Source organism: Bacteroides sp. ZJ-18 (assembly GCF_011038705.2).
GTDB classification, from domain to species: Bacteria; Bacteroidota; Bacteroidia; order Bacteroidales; family Bacteroidaceae; genus Bacteroides; species Bacteroides hominis.
Map to the genome: position 1 here is coordinate 4,417,788 of NZ_CP072198.1, position 19,241 is coordinate 4,437,028.

General features: G+C 45.2%; 13 protein-coding genes and 1 pseudogene. 4 read left to right on the plus strand and 10 right to left on the minus strand.

Annotated features, from left to right (window positions below; all coding sequences use genetic code 11):
* Positions 1-32: 32 nt before the first annotated feature.
* The 3 genes from G7Y45_RS17840 to G7Y45_RS17850 all read right to left on the minus strand — a co-directional run bounded on the left by G7Y45_RS17840 (position 33) and on the right by G7Y45_RS17850 (position 4,719).
* On the minus strand, positions 33-1,670 hold the full coding sequence (locus G7Y45_RS17840; protein ID WP_032529981.1) for an ATP-binding protein: 1,638 nt from the start codon (positions 1,668-1,670) through the stop codon (positions 33-35).
* Between the two features lie 141 nt (positions 1,671-1,811).
* Complete coding sequence (locus tag G7Y45_RS17845; protein ID WP_165015528.1) at positions 1,812-3,512, minus strand: phosphoethanolamine transferase; 1,701 nt, start codon at positions 3,510-3,512, stop codon at positions 1,812-1,814.
* The gene (locus G7Y45_RS17850; RefSeq protein WP_005821320.1) at positions 3,499-4,719 is read right to left on the minus strand and encodes a BamA/TamA family outer membrane protein; all 1,221 of its coding nucleotides are present in this window, start codon (positions 4,717-4,719) and stop codon (positions 3,499-3,501) included. Before G7Y45_RS17850 ends, G7Y45_RS17845 begins: the two co-directional genes overlap by 14 nt.
* A gap of 284 nt (positions 4,720-5,003) precedes the next feature.
* On the opposite strand from G7Y45_RS17850, the gene G7Y45_RS17855 reads away from it, so the two are divergent.
* Positions 5,004-7,514, plus strand: a complete 2,511-nt coding sequence (locus G7Y45_RS17855) for a glycoside hydrolase family 9 protein (RefSeq protein ID WP_165015525.1) — start codon at positions 5,004-5,006, stop codon at positions 7,512-7,514.
* Between the two features lie 215 nt (positions 7,515-7,729).
* On the opposite strand, the pseudogene G7Y45_RS17860 reads toward G7Y45_RS17855, so the two are convergent.
* Positions 7,730-8,851: pseudogene (locus tag G7Y45_RS17860) on the minus strand (ISAs1 family transposase).
* An 896-nt stretch (positions 8,852-9,747) separates the two neighbouring features.
* On the opposite strand from G7Y45_RS17860, the gene G7Y45_RS17865 reads away from it, so the two are divergent.
* Entirely contained in the window at positions 9,748-11,964 is a 2,217-nt protein-coding gene (locus G7Y45_RS17865) for a TlpA disulfide reductase family protein (RefSeq protein WP_022011757.1), read from the plus strand.
* 114 nt (positions 11,965-12,078) lie between these two features.
* Here G7Y45_RS17865 and G7Y45_RS17870 read toward each other — a convergent pair whose 3' ends face one another.
* From G7Y45_RS17870 to G7Y45_RS17880, 3 genes are all read right to left on the minus strand, one after another.
* Positions 12,079-13,092, minus strand: coding sequence for a low specificity L-threonine aldolase (locus G7Y45_RS17870; RefSeq protein ID WP_005807807.1), 1,014 nt, complete (start codon positions 13,090-13,092; stop codon positions 12,079-12,081).
* 268 nt (positions 13,093-13,360) lie between these two features.
* Positions 13,361-13,732, minus strand: a complete 372-nt coding sequence (locus tag G7Y45_RS17875; protein WP_050496807.1) for a hypothetical protein — start codon at positions 13,730-13,732, stop codon at positions 13,361-13,363.
* Complete coding sequence (locus G7Y45_RS17880; RefSeq protein WP_122330555.1) at positions 13,732-14,283, minus strand: RNA polymerase sigma factor; 552 nt, start codon at positions 14,281-14,283, stop codon at positions 13,732-13,734. The genes G7Y45_RS17875 and G7Y45_RS17880 overlap by 1 nt, the downstream gene beginning before the upstream one ends.
* 134 nt (positions 14,284-14,417) lie before the next feature.
* Here G7Y45_RS17880 and G7Y45_RS17885 point away from each other — a divergent pair, with 134 nt between their 5' ends.
* Positions 14,418-14,843 (plus strand): DUF6249 domain-containing protein, encoded by a 426-nt coding sequence (locus tag G7Y45_RS17885; RefSeq protein WP_005807813.1) that lies wholly within the window; start codon positions 14,418-14,420, stop codon positions 14,841-14,843.
* A 68-nt stretch (positions 14,844-14,911) separates the two neighbouring features.
* On the opposite strand, the gene G7Y45_RS17890 is transcribed toward G7Y45_RS17885, so the two are convergent.
* Positions 14,912-15,130: a winged helix-turn-helix domain-containing protein gene (locus tag G7Y45_RS17890; RefSeq protein WP_005780792.1), complete on the minus strand. Its 219-nt coding sequence runs from the start codon at positions 15,128-15,130 to the stop codon at positions 14,912-14,914.
* 240 nt (positions 15,131-15,370) lie between these two features.
* On the opposite strand from G7Y45_RS17890, the gene G7Y45_RS17895 reads away from it, so the two are divergent.
* Positions 15,371-17,110: a thiamine pyrophosphate-dependent enzyme gene (locus tag G7Y45_RS17895; protein ID WP_165017771.1), complete on the plus strand. Its 1,740-nt coding sequence runs from the start codon at positions 15,371-15,373 to the stop codon at positions 17,108-17,110.
* 103 nt (positions 17,111-17,213) lie between these two features.
* Here G7Y45_RS17895 and G7Y45_RS17900 read toward each other — a convergent pair whose 3' ends face one another.
* Positions 17,214-17,792 carry a flavodoxin family protein gene (locus tag G7Y45_RS17900; protein WP_005807817.1) on the minus strand — a complete coding sequence of 193 codons (579 nt, stop codon included), beginning with the start codon at positions 17,790-17,792 and terminating at the stop codon, positions 17,214-17,216.
* 155 nt (positions 17,793-17,947) lie between these two features.
* Entirely contained in the window at positions 17,948-19,231 is a 1,284-nt protein-coding gene (locus tag G7Y45_RS17905; RefSeq protein ID WP_032535619.1) for a carboxypeptidase-like regulatory domain-containing protein, read from the minus strand.
* Positions 19,232-19,241: the final 10 nt, after the last annotated feature.

Consider the following 19,241-nt stretch of genomic DNA (forward strand, 5'->3'; position numbering starts at 1 on the left):
CAACACGCCAACCGGAGTTTTAGGTTCAATTTTTAGCACAAATTAATAGGAATATCGAGCGGTATGTCCTCTTGAACAGGAAGACGGAACCAGAAGCAGGCACCCTCTTCTACTGCCGTATCGACCCCGATCGTTCCTCCCAGGCGCTCTATGATCACCCGGCAGATGGCGAGTCCCAGCCCCGTGCCCTTAACGAAGGAGTTCAGTTTGACAAAACGTTCAAAAACTTTTTCAGCTTTATCGGCGGGAATACCGATACCTGTATCTTTCACGAAGAAATAAAGTTCATTCCTCTGTCCGTTCAGCCGGTATCCCAACGTAATGGAACCTTCGGCGGTAAACTTCATTGCGTTATTCATCAGATTGATGATGACCTGCGACAAACGCAAACGATCCGTATTGATCACACAGCAGGGTTCCTTTTCAGTAAACAGAATCTGTACCCCCGGGCGTTGGTTCTTCTGCTGCATTTGCAGGCAGATGTCCTCCATCAGTTCGTTGATATCCGTCAGGGCATAGGAAAAATCCATCGTTCCGGCTTCTATCTTCGACAGGTCGAGAATGTCGTCGATAAGCTGCAACAAAAGTTCGTTATTCGAAGTAACAATCCGGATGTACTCCTCTTTCTCTTCGGCATCATCTGTCTGGCAGATCAGGTCGGAGAAACCGATGATGGCATTGAGCGGTGTACGTATTTCATGGCTCATATTGGCAAGGAAGGCCGACTTCAGCCGATTGGACTCCTCTGCTTTCTCCTTGGCCTCTTGAAGCATACGGTCTACTTTCAGTTTCTCGGTGATATCTTCAAAGCGCAGCAATCCACCGATAATTTCACCTCCCGTATCACTATAAACGGGGGTAGCGGTAATTTCAAAGTCTACATGATCCACATGGGTAATATGCCTCACCATTTTGCCGGTACTGATGGCCTCCTGAAAAGCACATCTTTTACACGGTTTGTCCCCTCGCCCCGTTGTCCGGTAGCAAGTAGTGCCGGGAATATAATGACGTCCGACAACCAGATTCTTTATATTACTGGTCTCTTCCCATTGCACCTTATAATTTCGGTCAATATAAATCAGGCCGAAATCAATACTTCTTAAAGCCAGTTTCTGTTTACGAACGGCTCCCTCCAGTTGCTCTTTGGCAGCCAAAAGCTCCCTTTCGTACATCTTAAGCTGAGTGATCTCCCAACGGGCCACCAGTAACCATTTGCCCAGTTTGCCCGAAGATATGATTGATTTCACCACAAGGGTATCATGCACTTTTCCATCGGCAGTCACATACCTCTCTTCCGCTTTATAGGGTTTTCCGGCTTTAACGAGATCTTCATCTATTTTACGGTACTGTTTACCCCGTTCTTCACCAAAAATATCGGCATCTGAAAAGCCGACGGCATCTTTGCGGCTGATGCCCGACTGCAACTCGGCCTCCTTATTCCAGTACGTGTACTTGAATTGTTCCTGAATATCCTTCACCATAATAGGAAACGGAAGATTATCTAATATCTCAAACAGGAAGCGACGATAGTCATCGTCTGCCGAAGCCGATTTACGAAGCCGGAAGTTCTGAAAGAGCAGGAAGCAAACGGTCAGAAACAAAAATACGGATAACACATAAAGCCATAGATTATCGGTTACCCCCATTACCAATAGTAGTTTGGTTGCCATAATTGCATATTGTGATGAATTGACGGTAAATATAGAAATTATTCTCCGACTTTCACCACAATATGAAACAAAAGCACCTGTAGGGAACAAAGTTTCGAGATACTACACTTATATCCCCAAGTCTATAGTTTAAATGCGTTTTCAGCGAATATTCATTTTCCTGAACATCTCAAAGTCCTCCTTACGCAATCCGATATCGTCGTAAGCCCGCGGCTCGTTGTGGTCATTCAGGTAAAAGCGGGGGAACTCCGTATAGGACGGGCTTGCCACGGACAGCGAGTCGTTCACATAGGCAGTAGTCACTCCGGCCAGATCGAGTACCGAATGGAACACTACCCGGTTCGAAGCGACAGACTTTTGACGGTTTTGCTGTAAAGCAGCGATATGCTCCGGATATTTCTCCCGGTATGTATCCGAAGTCCAGACAATAAACGGCACGTGCAACTGATAATACGAAGGCACAGGCGACGCATGCAGGAAAAGGTGACGGTCGTCGTCAAAAATATCTTCTCCATGGTCCGAAGTATAGAGCATGGCCGAACCGGCATCCTGTTGCTGCAACAAGCCGATCAGCCTTGCCAGGAAATCGTCGGTATAGCGGATGGAGTTGTCATAGGCATTAATCAGATTGTCCCGATACTTAAATTCGGCATCCGCCGGACTGTCGGGCCGGAAAAACGCAGCCCCGGCAGGATAGCGCTCACGGTAGTTAAAGTGCGAACCATAGGTATGCAACACAATGAATTGTTTGCGGTTTCCTTTGGCAAGTTCCTCTTTCACCAATGCCAGCAGGTTGTCATCCGAAAGATTCTGACCGGCGGTCAGCGAATCTTCTTTGATGAAATCGCAATGATCGGCCTCTTTTCCGAAGAAGTCTATAAAAGAATTATTGTAACGCTGATTGGAGAAAAAAGCCGTTTTGAAACCTGCCTCCCTGAAAGCCGTAATAATACCTTTCTGATGGTAGATAGAGTCGAAATTCTCTGCCGAAACGGCGGACATCAGCATCGGAACGCTCTTATGGGTTGTGTTCGACTGGGTCAGCACATTCGTGAAAGCCGTAAGGTTGGGTATTTCCGACAATTTTGGGTTCGTTTCGCGGTCATAGCCATACAACGACCAGTTGAGAGCACGGGATGTCTCCCCCACAACCAGCACGTATATCTCGCGGTCCTCCGCCGGATGGGTGGCAACAGCATGGAAAGTAAAATCCTTCGAAGTCTCTGCATAGTCAAGGGTCTGCGCGTTGCGCTCTACGGCAAGCACCACGTTGTAGCACACATTGACCGGATATAAATCGGTGGTCATCTCATATTTCTTATCCAGCAAGTAGGCAGCTCCCAACGAAAGAAAGCCAACGGCAAATACTCCCCACGCACGTTTCCGTTGCCTACGGATAAAGTCGACAGAGAGCCTGCGTTTACGAACTATGGAAATCATACCCAGTATCAGGGCGGGTATATACAGTATCACGATCGTAACGAGGGCCGGCAGCAGATTATCGAGCAACTCCATGGCTTCGGAAGAATTGGTCGTAGCCAGATTGAGGAACATATCCACCGCTATGATGGACTGCCCGAACAGATAGAGCAACACGATCTGAAAGGCCCCGAAGAATACAAAAAGAAACAATATCCAGAGCATCTTTCCGCAATTCCTGGACAGGGTCATAATCAGATAATAACAACCCAAAGGTAACAGAACGTTGGCAACCTTGGCCACAAGCGGTAAAGGTTCCGTGAAACACAGTGCTATGTTGGGCACAATCAGCACAAACAAAAACAGGTAGAACAAGTTCTCCTGATTATCGAACCATTTCTTTATCTTATTAAAAAGCTTCATTGATATTAAATATAAATCCGGTCTGGCCTTTTCCAAACCCTAAATCCAATCGTACATTCACTCTCTTCTTGAACTCCCACCGGTAGCCGAATCCATAATTGGGAAGTATATGTTTCACCTCGAACGAAGAAAAGTCGGGAAAAACATTTCCGGCTCCCACCCAGACAGCTACTCCGTTACGTTTCCATACATGCTGCCGGAGTTCAACCTGCATATCCACCACATTCTTGTCACGGAATCTGCCATCGTAATATCCGCGCATGGAATACGAACTTCCCAATGTTGCCATCAATCCCCAGGGCGGATTGCCGTAAGTCAGCAGCGTATGAAATTGTCCGGCAAGTATTCCACCTTTCCACACCTTACGATAGTAGCTTGTGGTCAGCTCCGTACTGCTGAATGCGTAGTCATTCCCCAGAAACGCAGGACTGAAACGCTGGTCTATGCGCAGATAATACCCCTTATAGGCATTCGTGAGGAAGTCCCGAGAATCATACACAAGGGAAAGCCCTGCACTGACGTTGGTCGTACGGGCGTCCATCCCCTGCCAAAGTTCGGGCTTCTCAAAGTTGCGTCCGTCGATATAATCGAAACTTGCCATAGGTCCCAGATAGAAGTTTTTTGCCAAACGGAACATAAAGTCGACTTTCACCTGTGCCTGGAAGCGCTTGTAACTGCTTTCATTTTCGTCATTCACCGCATTCCGGTATCCTATTCCCCAATACAAACTGGGAAAAGAATAAAAATAAAGGTTATAATTCAGCCTGTATTTATCTTTCGGAAAGATATGATTGCCCCGAACGCCCAGCAGATAGAATCCGACAGTGGACACATCGCCATACAATGATACGGTGGAAAGCGGCAGAAGTGTATCGGCACGGTCGGTACGGTATAATCCGGCAGCCACCAGTCCCAGCCCAAGCTTGGTATCACTGGAATAATGCGGACCGCCGATTACACTGAAATCAAACTTCTTGTTCTTCTTCTCCTTATTGGCATCATTGAAGTAATCAAGGAATTTCTTTAAAAAACTACGCTTCACCGCAGTAGAGTCGGCAACGACAACAGTAGAGGCGGAATCCTCCGCAACAGGAATATACGTAATCGGTGAGAGACTATCGTTGCAGTTCTCCCCCTGTGCCAAAGATACAGTCCACAGTGCGGAAAAGCATCCAAGTAATAGCCAGTTTTTGTGTTTAGGTTTCATATATTGCTCCCTCTTAAGAAAACTCAATCTACAAAAGTAGTTTTATCATTCCTTGTTACAATCATATTACATTCTCTTTTATCATTTATTGCCTCCATTTAACACTTAATAAACGAAAAAAGTTCAGAATATGCCATATAAAGCAATATCAAATTCTAAAAACTTGTAAACGACACATAATATCAGCTAATAAAACTACCCTATTATTCTTTAAGTAAATTAAATCCGCTTTATTTGCATTATACAACTTAACACATTCCCCAACCTTAAACAATGCTTCCATTATGAAACGGAATTACTGGCTTTTGGCCATTGTTTTCTTGCTTTCCACCCTGCACGCTCAGGCAGGTGAATGGATACGGATCAACCAACTGGGCTACCTCCCCCAATCTAAAAAGGTAGCCGTATTTATGAGTGAAGTACCGGTTGAAGTGAACAACTATTCACTGGTCGATGTATTCACCGGAAAAACGGTACGTACTTTCACATCTCCCCGGAAGACAGGCCCGATCGGACAAATGAAATCAACCTACCGGCTGGACTTCAGTACCTTTGATACACCCGGAACCTACTATCTGAAAGCCGGAAAAGCAGTATCGCCCCACTTCCCCATCAACCACCGGGTATACAACGGAACGGCCGACTTCCTGCTGAATTACATGCGCCAGCAGCGATGCGGTTACAACCCCTTCCTGAAAGACAGTTGCCATGTACATGACGGCTTTATCGTGTATCATCCTACAAAGACCGGACAGCACATCGATGTCCGGGGAGGATGGCATGACGCGACCGACTATCTGCAATATACCACAACCTCGGCCAATGCCATTTACCAGATGATGTTTGCCTATCTGCAAAACCCGGAAGCATTCGGCGATGCTTACGACGCTGCCGGACACCCCGGAGCTAACGGTATCCCGGACATTGTGGACGAAATAAAATGGGGGCTCGACTGGTTGAACCGGATGAACCCTGCCCAAGGAGAACTTTACAACCAGATTGCCGATGACCGGGACCATGCAGGGATGCGCCTGCCCGGCAAAGATTCGGTGGACTACGGCTACGGACGAGGACAAGGGCGCCCGGTTTACTTTTGCAGTGGTGAGCCTCAGGTCCGCGGCAAATTCAGAAATGCAACCACCGGAGTGGCCAGTACCGCAGGCAAATTCGCCTCTTGCTTTGCACTGGGGGCAAAGGTACTGAAAGATTTCTATCCGGACTTCGCCCAAGAAATAGCCTCTAAAGCAGACAATGCCTATCAGGAGGGTATAAAAAAACCCGGCCCCTGCCAGACAGCCTCGGTAAAGTCACCTTATATTTATGAAGAAGACAATTGGGTGGACGATATGGAACTCGGAGCCATGGAACTGTTCAAAGCTACCGGCGACCCCAAATATCTGGAGCAGGCAGTAGAATACGGAAGGCGTGAACCGGTGACACCGTGGATGGGTGCCGACAGTGCCCGCCACTACCAATGGTATCCGTTTATGAACATGGGACACTACTGGGTAGCCAAAGCTTCGGGCAACGAGCGCCTGCGCGACGAATTTATCCGGAACCTGCGAACCGGAATACAGCGAACGTACGAAAAAGCCGTCGGTAGTCCTTTCCTGCACGGCATACCTTATATCTGGTGTTCGAACAACCTGACCACCGCCATGCTTACGCAATGCCGGCTTTACCGTGAGCTGACAGGCGACACGACTTATGAAGAGATGGAAGCCGCTCTGCGCGACTGGCTCCTGGGGTGCAACCCGTGGGGAACCAGCATGATCGTAGAGCTACCTTTATCCGGAGATTATCCGATACAGCCTCACTCTTCATTGCTGAACGCAGGAGTAGGCAACACTACCGGCGGACTGGTGGACGGCCCGGTATACCGCACCATTTTCGAAAGTCTCCGGGGAGTGAACATGGAGGGCATTCCGGGAATGCCCGGACAGGATTACGAACGTTTCCAACCGGACTTAATGGTCTATCACGACGCCCTCCACGATTATTCGACCAATGAACCGACCATGGACGGAACCGCTTGCCTGACCTACTACTTATCTTCTTTGCAGAAAGACGGAATGAAGCAGGCAAACGCAGCAGCAGATAAGAACATCTACAGCAATGGCGGCATTGTACGTACCGACCCGTCCCAAAAACAGATCACGCTCGTATTCACCGCCGCCGATAGAGCGGACGGAGCGGACGCCATCATCAGTACTCTGAAAAAGCAAGGTATCAAAGGAGCATTCTTCTTTACCGGAGAATTTTACGAACTCTATCCGGACGTAGTGCAACGCCTGCTGAAAGAGGGGCACTACGTCGGCAGTCACAGTTACGGACATTTGCTGTACAGCCCGTGGGGGAACCGCGATTCGCTGCTGGTGACGCGCGAAGAGTTTGAAAAAGATCTGTTGAAAAGCTACGAAGTGATGCGAAAGGCCGGTATTGAATTTAAAGATGCTCCGCTCTATATACCGCCTTACGAATATTACAACCGGCAGATTGCAGCGTGGGCAAAGAATATGGGCATCCAGGTGGTTAACTTCACCGCCGGCACAGCCAGCAATGCCGACTATACCACACCGGACATGAAGAACTACCGGAGCAGCCAGGCAATCTACGATAAAATCCTTTCGGTAGAAGCTGCCGAAGGATTGAACGGTCACCTGATGCTGATCCATTTCGGGACGGACGCCCGCCGCACGGATAAATTCTATAAAGGTCACCTTGAACGGTTGATTAAAGTCCTGAAGAATAAAGGATATAAATTTGTCCCACTGCGAGAAGCCGTTGGCATATAATTCAGTTACAAGATAAAGGTTAGTTAAGAAGGTTATCATAATAGGTATTTAAGGTAGACAATCGACCGGATTGTTTTCAGTAAACAAACCCCTCCACCCCCAAGGAGCGTGGTTTGAATAAGCGAAGGTCCGCGCCTGCGAAGGTCCGGACCTTTATTATGCCCTCACGGCTCTTTCAGGGCGGACGCTCAATAAGTATAACATCTTATCATTTTCTATATTTTTTCAATACCAATGACTTTATCTCTTATTTTCTCATCCCATCCACATGCTTTCCTCTTTCCTGCCATTCCCAGTTTGATGTCACTCTGTTTCAATAGCATGAGTGCTAACTTTGATATGGCAGAAAAGTTGATAGCTGCATTTCCTGTTTTCCTGTCATCATCTTCTCTGAATCCTATATCAAGTACCCAATGTAGGTTATTTTCAACCTCCCAGTGTGATCTAATCGATTTGAGTATGATAATCGGGTCAGGTTCCAATGATGATATATAATACCTTGTTTCCATGACAGCTTCTTTATCCCCCATTTTTCTAATAGAATTTATCATTGCCAATGTCTTGATTCCCGTCCAGCCTTTGAGAAAATACTGAAGATTTTTAGCGCTTATGCATACACATTCTCTGTATTCACTTCTTCCATGCCCTTTGTTTTCCTCAAAGTACCTTTTTGCGTGACATAAATAGTATCTCGATTCCTCACTAAGATTAAACTCTATTATATCCCTGAGTGCTTCGTGATTATCTTTGGCACATAAAATATAGTCAGCCTTGTTCTCTATTATTAGTTTAGTGATTGATTTCTGACAGCCGATAGCATCAATGGTTATGATACAATTCTCAAGATCCAGTGTCTTTATCAGCTCGGGGATAGCTTTTATTTCATTCGATTTTTCTTCTACTTTTCTTTGCCCAAGGCAAATACCCTTAGATACAGACCAGGCACTGACCATGTAGAGTTTACTTCTCACTCCATTTTTTGAGTTACTACTTTTATCGGGATTATCACAAATGGCTTTTCCATCAATAGCTACCACTCCGGGGATTCTACGGCAGATGTCATCAACCCACAACCTGAAACATTTCTTCAAACCAATCGATATCCAATATGGAGAAGAAACGGCTCAAGGTATCATGAGAAGGAATAGAAACCAAGCCGGAAGACGAGCCTTGAAATATGATTCATGTGTTTTTCCGAATGTTTCTATTTCGTTCCACGTATCAGCACCGCAGATAACAGCGACTAGGGCGATGAACACTATTTCGTTAGACTGATATATTTTATTCTTATCATCTCTTACATCAGGAATAATAGCTGAAAATGCTTGAATGGTCATATTGCGATATGGATTTAATATAGTAAAAAACAAATGTAATGAATTATATTACACACAGACAAAAGGAGCAGGAAATATTGAAAAATACAGGGAAGGGACTACATATTTAGGAAATAATACAACCCTAATAAGATGTTATACTTATTGAGCGTCCGCCCTGCGGCTCTTTCATACTCAGCCTTCTTCTCATACAAAAAACACGTTTCGATCTTCCATCTTCCACCTTTTAGAGTGCATGCCGTTGATTGTGAGATGTATAGATTGGTGGAAGATGCGGTTTTTATGCCATTTATCTTCCACCCCCATCTTCCATCTTCCACCCGCTGTTTTAGGGAACATTTCAGTAGTAACGGTTTGGAAAACAAATGGATATGTCCAATTTCTTATCCGTTTATCTCTCTAAAAGCATTTCATTTCCCTTACTCTCTTTAGTGCAAATGGTCGGATCCTTATCTCGGCCCGGGCATGCGGGCTCATCGGCCCGGGTATACGGGCTCATCAGCCCGGGCATGTGGGCTCATCAGCCCGGGTATGCGGGCTGGGATAAAGAGTTATATGATAATGGTTAATCTGCTGGATTTCTTCGGTAATAGTCGGCCGGATTCTTTCTTAAAAAAGAAACAACGAAGCACTGCTTCCGCATGGCTGTGTGCGAATGGAAGGTTTTGTGGGGGCAAGGGAGGAAGACGGTTGTTAAATGAAAGAGCCGTGATTATGCCTTCCCTCCAAGACCGGCTCCGTTTCTCCGAGACATCTGTTTGCCAAGTTGCACAACTGGTATGCCATATCTCCTAAAAGAGAAGGAATTTGCCTCCCGGACAAAAATAAAACGCTATACAGTAAGGTTTCTCCCATGAAATATTTATCTTTACCGTCACAACTTTAATCATACGGATATGAAAAACAAGATACTCCCGCTACTGCTACTTCTGGGAAGTACGTATGCCGCAGCACAAACCGTAATTGAAAACCCTTCTTTCGAAACACGCCAGGGAAGTGCACACACCATCTCGAAGATAGAACTATCTCCGACAGAAACCCGGCTCACGATACGGACGGTATTCCGCCCCCAATGGTGGACCAGCATCGACAGCCTGACTTATATTTATGCCCCCGAAAGCAGAAAGCAATTTTATCCTCTCCGCATAGAAGGGCGCAAATTTGGCGAACGCGTAACGACTCCCGCCTCAGGAATAATAGAAAACGACTGTGTCATCACCTATCCTCCCCTGCCCGAAGGCACAACCCGGATAGATTGGATGGAGGACGATCTTAAATCGGAAACCAACACCTATGGCATTCTGCTGGTGAAACCGCAGGAGACCAAAGAGCAGGCCTTCCTTCGCGAAATCCGTGGAAACTGGCAGCAGACAGATGCAGGAAACGGATGGGACATCGGAATTTACGATTCACTTGCCATCATGGATAACCGGTTCTGGAAATATGAACTTTGCCGGAAACAGGGGAAAAAGCTCAAACTGAATTTAAGGAATGAAACTGACGGACAGTGCCAACTTGAAATAACACAAGAAAAAGACGGCAACATACGCATCGGCAAAAACGGTGAAAAAGAGAAAAAGTATATCCGCGCCGGACTGCCCCATCGAAATTACGCATCGGTAACAACTGCTTCCACTACTCCCCGGACTGATTTTTTCCGGAAAGATACGGCTCACATACGTGGTTTTCTGGATGGATACAACCCGCAGTTAGGATTTACCACCGCCCTGATCTATACAGACAATCATATCACCCGCGAGAGTAGTCCCGCCCTGGTGACCATCCATCCGGACGGACGTTTCGAGTCGGACTTCATTGTCAATTATCCTGGGGTACATCACCTTAGTCTGGGCAGCTGTTGGATAGGGTTTTATGTCAAACCGGGCGAAACACTGATCCTTTACCTCAGTTGGGAAGACCTGCTGGACTACAACCGGCAAAGAAGGTTGAAACCCATGCTGACAGAAACTCAATATATGGGGGCTTCAAGCACTTTCAACCAAGAATTGATGCCTTGTGAACCGCTCTTCCCAAGAGACTTCAACATCCTGTTGAAAGCATGCGGCACGCTGACTCCCGATGAATTTAAAGCACAGCAAAAGCCGATGTACGACCTGTGGATGCATCGGCTCGACTCGTTGGAACAATCAAAAACGCTGCAACCCGAAGGAATGCAAATGCTGAAGAATAATGTGAAAATGATGTACGGCAGCTGGCTTCTCGATTTTATCCTGCAAAGAGACATGAATGCCCACAAAGATACCACCAACGCGATATTAAAAATAAAAGAGGCTCCGGACTATTATGATTTCCTGAAAGAAATGCCGCTCGATGACGTCCGTGCCATCGGTTGCAGTTCTTTTTCAACCTTCATCAACCGACTTGAGTATATGAACCCTTTAAACCGGGCAAGTTGGCAAATCAAGATCGGCACAGACGACCATGTGAAAAAATATGCGGAAAGCTGGCAAAAGAAAAAGGAGATATTGGAGGACACGACAGGAATCCCATTCCCAATGGCCGGAGAACTCATTCTCACCCGTTCTTACCCCTTCCTGGCCGGAACTCTCAAGGATGGGAAAAAAGCTTTCACACTACTCAATATCCTGAAAAGCTATTTACACGAGCCATTCCTTATGGCAGAGTCCGAACGTATGTACCGTCAGATTTATCCGCCACAAGGGAACCAGCCACAAGAACTTCCGGCAGGGAAAGGAACGGATATCATCCGCAAAATCGTAGCACCTTATCATGGAAAATTGGTGGTCATTGACTTTTGGGCAACTACTTGCGGGCCTTGCCGTGCCAGCATCGAGCATCATGCAGATTTGCGAAAAGAGTACCGGAACAGTCCGGATATCAAGTTCATCTTCATCACCAGTGACAGTGAATCACCTGAAAAAGCTTACAACGATTATGTAGAGAAGAATCTGAAAGAAGAAGTCATATTCCGCCTTCCGCAAAGCGACTATAACTATTTGAGGGAGCTATTCCACTTTAACGGTATCCCCCGTTACGTATTACTGGACCGGGACGGAAAACTGCTGAACGGGGATTTTCCGATGTACAACATCGAAAAATTCCTGAAAGAATCTAAAATAAGAAAAGAATAAGAAGACTTCACCACGGAGTAACACAGAATCCCAAAGAATTTAATTTCTATCATTCTCCCTCTGTGAGACTCTGTGCTACTCCGTGGTGAGCATCTGGCGCTATTGGATGCAATCCTATTTTTTCAATATCCGGATAAACGTATCGATGTCCTCCTCCGTTGTGTCAAACGAAGTAACCAAACGAATTTCATCCGCCTCTTCATTCCAAAAATAAAAAAAGTAAGATTGCAGCATACGATCTATTTCGGCGCGAGGCATGGTCAGGAATAATTGGTTACTTTCCACCTTTTGGGTGAAACGCACACCGGGAATCTGCTTCAAAGCTTCATAGAGACGTTTGGCCATCGCATTGGCATGCATTGCGTTCTTCAACCACAGTTCCTCTGTCAGATAAGCCGTGAACTGGCAGGAAAGATAACGCATCTTCGATGCCAGTTGAGCCGATTGCTTGCGTACGAATCGAGCTTCCGCTTTCAACGAATCATCAAATACGATCACACACTCTCCCATCATCAATCCGTTTTTGGTTCCGCCAAAACTGAGCACATCGATACCGCAATCTACGGTCAATGCTTTCAGTGAAAGGCCGAGGGCAGCACAGGCATTGGCTATACGTGCACCATCCATATGTACCCGCATCCCGTGTTGGTGGGCCAGTGAGGTAATTGCTCTCAACTCTTCCGGCGTATAAATAGTACCCAACTCCGTACACTCCGAAAGATAAACAGCGCCCGGCTGCGAATGGTGCTGGTCACCAAAGCCATGCAGATAGGGAGCGATCAGTTCAGGTGTCAATTTTCCGTCGGGAGTGGCTACGGGACGGATCTGGCAACCGGTCATCTTCACCGGAGAACCACATTCGTCTACATAAATATGTGCAGTTTCGGCACAAATAATAGAATTATAAGGACGAGTCAACAGTTGCAAAGCAATGACATTACTGCCTGTTCCATTGAAAACAAACAACGGCTCACAGTCGGCAACAAATATTTCTTTAATTTTCCGGACAGCTTCTTTTGTCCACGAATCGTCACCATAGCCCAGCGCATGATCTTGATTAGCCCGTGTCAGAGCTTCCATGATGGCAGGGTGTACACCCGAATTATTATCAGAGGCAAAACTTCTCATAGTCTATAAAGATAAATTTTTCTGCAAAGGAAGAAAATTATTCGCAGAAAAAGAAAAGATTTCCCCACAGACTACACGGAGGGCACAGAGGTTTTCTGATATTATATCCTCAGCTGATGAATGGACAATCCGGAATAAAAATGAATATTATTCACCACAGAGTACACGGAGGACACAGAGTTTTAATCTCTTGTTTATTAAGATGTTTAAGAGAAAGATATTCTCTGTGTTCTCTGTGTCCTCCGTGGTGAATAAAACTCAAAACCACTCAGGAATGAAACTTCTTCTTACGCAGCCAATAATCCAATCCGAGCAGGAGCAGAACCAAAGTTGCAATATAGCTATAGAAAACCATCATCGGAGAAGCGGTATCGGACCAATCGACTCTGGACAAACACTCCTTTAAGTTGAATTCTAATTTGAAAACGAGTGTATAGACCGCCATCCCTATCAATAGCAATATACCCAGAATCATGCCGCAAAGCATAGTCCGTTCTTTCCGTTTCCGCTGTTTTTCGGCCTCCAGTCGAACCTGTTCCATCATCCGGTAATTAAAATTGGACGGCAGATTACCAGGTTGTCTTTTCCGAAGGGCCTGCTTCAATGCATTTTCCGTACATTTCTTATTTGCTTCCATAATTACTCATCTCCGTTCATTAATAAATAAATCTTTTTGCGGGTACGGTGCAACTTCACCTTGACATTTCCCGATGAAAGTTTCAGCACCTCTCCTATCTCCTCTATCGACTTCTCTTCAAAATAGAAAAGTGTAATCAAGGCTTTTTCCTCAACATTCAGCAAGTCGATGGCTTGCATCAGTTTCGCAGTCCGTTCTTCGTCATCGGTAGGACAAAGTATTTCGTCGGCCTTTTCATCGGGTACATTATTTATGGTACCTTCCTCAATATAAAGAAATTCCTGTTTCTTTTTGCGGGTAGCGGATACAGCCGCATTATAAGCAATCCGATAAAGCCAGGTAGAGAAGCGGCACTCTCCCTTATAACTGTCAAGACAGCGGAAGGCTTTCAGAAAAACATCCTGTACCAACTCTTCCGCATCTTCGGGACAACCGACAATCTGCACAATCAGCACATAAAGCGGACGGCTGTAACGGTCGAGAAATACAGAAAAAGCTTCTGTGTCCCCGTTCAGTATCCGTGCGATGTATTGTGTTTCTTCGTTCTGTACCATGATATTCGGTTAGACGCAAACGAATCAGAAAGGTTACAGGCAAAAAAATATTTTTTTCTTTGTAACCTTTCCGTAGTCTATTGCGTCAAACAGTGCAAAGAACGGAATTATTCACTTAAAAACATACGATTATGATGGATTTCATTACAGTCCCCTTAGTTGTGGGTATCATTACCTTAGGTATTTACAAATTGTTTGAACTTTTTGCGTGCAGACGCGAACGCATCACTCTTATTGAAAAGTTAGGAGAGAAAATGTCAGAAGGCAATCTCGAACTGAATGGGAAGATTTGTTTGCCTGACTATAACCGTTCTCAATTGTCATTCGGAACCTTAAAAGGTGGCTGCCTGCTATTGGGAGTAGGACTGGGGCTATTAACCGGTTTCATTATCAGTTACGTAAGCATCTCTCCATATGACTTTGGTAGATTCGACAGGGGATATACCCGCGAAATGATAGGAGTTATCTACGGATCATGCACACTTCTCTTCGGAGGAGCTGGATTAGTGACTTCTTTTTTGATAGAACGGAATTTCTGCAATAAAAAGAAAGAGGAATAAAAAATAATCCCCGGAATACAATACCAATGGACTGTTCCGGGGATTTTTTTCATAATAAGCAGCATCATCTACCCAATATAAACATTTACACAGAGGTAAACATAAAGTTCCTCCTCTTCTTGTTCAAACTCAATCTTATCTTCTCTGGCTAACCAGCCCAGAGCTGCCCCCAATTCCTTATCCTTCAACCCGGATTTCCTTTTCAGGTTACCATAACTCCATTTGTCATTGTTGCTCAACAATTGCCAAACTTTTCCGGCATTCAAGCCGATTTCATTTTTATCCATTTGATACAAAAGTTTAAAGGTTAAAACACATAAAGTTACTATTTACGCGGTGTAAGTTAACAAAATTATGTAAGCATTGTTACTACAAAAACACTAAAAACATACTACATACGATATTTTTAACATAAAATCTATCTTATATACCAATATACCAAGGTTATTAGCATACGTTAAATATACAACTTTTTGATATAATCACCTGTTATTGCATCATTGAATAACCTAAACTGAATGATAGATATGGGAAAGAAGGTAGCAGAACAGCTTGTCGACACTCTGATTGAGGCAGGCGTCAGAAGAATTTATGCAGTAACAGGCGACAGCCTGAACGAAGTGAATGAAGCCGTCAGGCAAAACGAAGCAATGAAGTGGATACATGTACGTCATGAAGAGACCGGTGCGTATGCCGCAGGTGCGGAAGCACAACTGACCGGACTGCCGGGATGTTGTGCAGGAAGCAGCGGACCGGGACATGTCCATTTAATCAATGGGCTTTACGATGCTCACCGTTCGGGAGCTCCTGTGATAGCCATTGCCTCAACTATTCCAACCGGAGAATTCGGAACTGAATATTTTCAGGAAACCAATACGATCAAGCTATTCAATGACTGTAGTTTCTATAACGAAGTAGCTACTACTCCCCAACAGTTTCCCCGCATGCTGCAATCGGCCTTGCAAACAGCCACTACCCGAAAAGGAGTAGCCGTAATCGGGCTTCCTGGTGACTTGGCAAAGAAACCGGTAGCCCAAGTAGAGTCCTCTGAACAGATTTATCCGTTAGCTTCGTCCGTATGTCCGGCCGAAGAAGACCTGATCCGGATGGCCGGCATGCTGAATCACTACGGACGCATCACCTTGTTTTGTGGTATAGGCTGTAAAGGAGCACATGAGGAAATCATCCGGATGTCCGAGATTCTAAATGCTCCTGTCGCGTATACTTTTAAAGGAAAAATGGAAGTACAATATGACAATCCCTATGAAGTAGGTATGACCGGACTGCTGGGTATGCCTTCCGGCTATTACAGCATGCACGAAGCAGAAGTGCTTGTCATGCTCGGAACCGATTTCCCCTATTCCGCCTTTTTACCCGATGATATAAAAATCGTCCAGGTGGATATTAAACCCGAAAGACTGGGACGACGTGCCAAAGTGGATCTGGGGCTTTGTGGAGATATACGCTCTACTCTCCGTGCCTTATTGCCCATGCTACAACAGAAAAAGGATGACTCTTTTTTACGCAAACAGCTGAAACGCTACGAAGGAGCAAAGAAAGATCTGGCTGCCTATACGGAAGATAAAGGCAAAATGGATCAGATTCATCCGGAATATGTGATGTCCGAAATCAATAAGATTTCATCCGATGACGCCATCTATACGGTAGATACAGGTATGACGTGTGTATGGGGAGCCCGCTATCTGCAAGCGACCGGAAAGCGGCACATGCTGGGCTCTTTCAATCATGGTTCGATGGCAAATGCCCTGCCCCAAGCTATAGGAGCAGCGTTGGCTTGCCCGGACAGACAGGTAATCGCCCTTTGTGGTGACGGAGGATTATCCATGACATTGGGAGATCTGGAGACTGTGGTACAATATAAACTTCCTATAAAAGTGATTGTGTTCAACAACCGGTCCTTGGGAATGGTAAAACTGGAAATGGAAGTAGACGGACTGCCGGATTGGCAGACGAATATGCTGAATCCTAACTTCGCACAAGTAGCCGAAGCAATGGGTATGACAGGCTTCAATGTTTCCGATCCGGAAGAGGTATTAAATACATTATGTAATGCATTCGAACTGGAAGGTCCCGTATTGGTAAATATCATGACCGACCCGAATGCTTTGGCCATGCCTCCGAAAATAGAATTAGGCCAAATGGTAGGCTTCGCCCAATCCATGTATAAACTACTGATCAACGGACGCTCACAGGAAGTTATCGATACGATCAATTCGAACTTTAAACATATCAGAGAGGTATTTTAATGATGAACAGGGTTGGTTGAATGATGAATGGTAAACGATGAACGGTAAATAATGGATAATTATGATCCACACCTTGCGTTCATCGTACACCATTCAGCATTCATCATTTATCATGTACAGCCTTTAGCAACCACGCCAATTGTACTCCCAGGTCTTTCATATTTCTCAACCCTTCTGCATCATCATAAACTTCTCCCGGCATTTCACCAATACCGAAGTTCCAGTAAGTAGATCCGGGAACAATCATTCCGCTTCCGAGCATGAAACGGTTAAGTTCATCATAAACCGTTACGGCACCACCTCTGCGGACACTAATCACGGCAGCTCCAACTTTACGTGTCAGTGTACGCCCTTGTCCGATAGTGGTCAACCCCAATCGGTCCATAAAAGCTTTCATCTCCGCGCTCACACTACCATAGTAAGTAGGTGATGCCAGAATTATTCCGTCTGCCTCCTGGGCTTTTCGGATAAACTCATTCATTGGGTCGGTCTTGATGACACATTGTCCGTCCTTTGTCTTGAAACAAGTATAACATGAAGCACAGCCACGCAGCAACTTCCCACCCAACTGTACCAATTCGGTTTCTATACCGGCTTCCTGTATAGGTTTAAACACTTCATTAATTAGCATCTCTGTATTGCCACCTTTACGGGGACTTCCGTTAAACGCCACAATTTTCATTTTGTCTGTTCTTTTATAGGTTTAAAATGCAAATATAAATTAGTAAAATATGTTAGAGTAAAAGTGCCCTTGGTTCCGGCCCTCCTATTTTGTTTTATTATTGATACACAAGCACAATTTAACACAATTTACCGCAGTTAACGTACGATGACTCCTTAGGGATTAATCTGACTTACATCAACAGCAATCACGCCTCTAAGAGGGGTTACATATATCCCTTGACGGTTACATCCACCCACTATGTAAAGCGTATTTTTCCAGTAGAAAAGCCCTGCATTTTCCACGTCCAAAGCAGCCAGTTCGTAAATACGCACTGTATCTGTTTCAATATTGTAAACCTGTAAGTTGCGATTCTCAAAAATATAAATATAGCTGCCATCAGAAGCCAGTCCGGGATAGGAAACTCCATCTTTCAGATCACACAATCGTTGCCATTCCCCCGTCCGCAAATCGTAACTCGCAGCTGTCCACATAGGTGCTGTATGGTAACCACCCCAAAAATAAACCTTATCTCTCACCAGAATGCCATTCATTCTGCCACACCGCCCGGCAGGAATGGTATCTTCCAGTTCATACCAGACACCTCGTTTCAAATCGAGCATGTGTATTTTATTAGAAAAAACTTTCTCTTTTATAGCCCCTCCCATCGCATACAAACAGTCACCGTAAATGAAAGAAGTGAAATCAACTGCCTGATGGGGATTGACGGGATCGACATACAACGTATCCTTATCCAAATCATAAATTTCCATTGTAGCATCTGTATACTCCAACTGCCGGTTAGTGGAAAATCTTTTCCCTCCTAAAACAAAAACTTTGCTATTATAGAAATGGGCAACATGGCCGGCACGCGGTATAAAGCCTTTAGCACATTTCTTCCACATATCGGTTGCAATATCATACACATACATATTGGAAGAACGATACTCCCAGGCTTCAGTACCTTGCCTGTATTTATTGGATGCCATTCGGACCAGTGTTTCATCACCGCCAACCACATAAATCTTCCCTGCATGCAGAAATCCGCCGTAAGAGTATAAAGGCTTGGGTAAAGGAGCTAGTGAAGTCCACTCCAGGAAGAATGGCGGACGCTCTCCGCTAACCACTACCTCATGCAGCAATTGGGGATGCTCATATAGAGTCACTTTATATTCGAGACGCTGTAATTGGGGTAATGTACACTTCAACGGCAAATAGCCGACATGCGAAAAGACGATGGTATCACTTTTCGTCATCATATCACAGCTAAAGAAAAATTCTCCTTTTCGGTCTGTCGATCCGATTCCAACGGAATCTTTCTGCAAGTAAATATTCACACCGGACAAGAGCCGTCCCTTTACACCATCCACAACAACTCCTTTAGTTTGAGCATCAACAACTGGTCCCCCCAAAAAGAGAGCACATAGAAATAAAGCCGCACGCGAATACTTTGTCAACATATTGATCCCC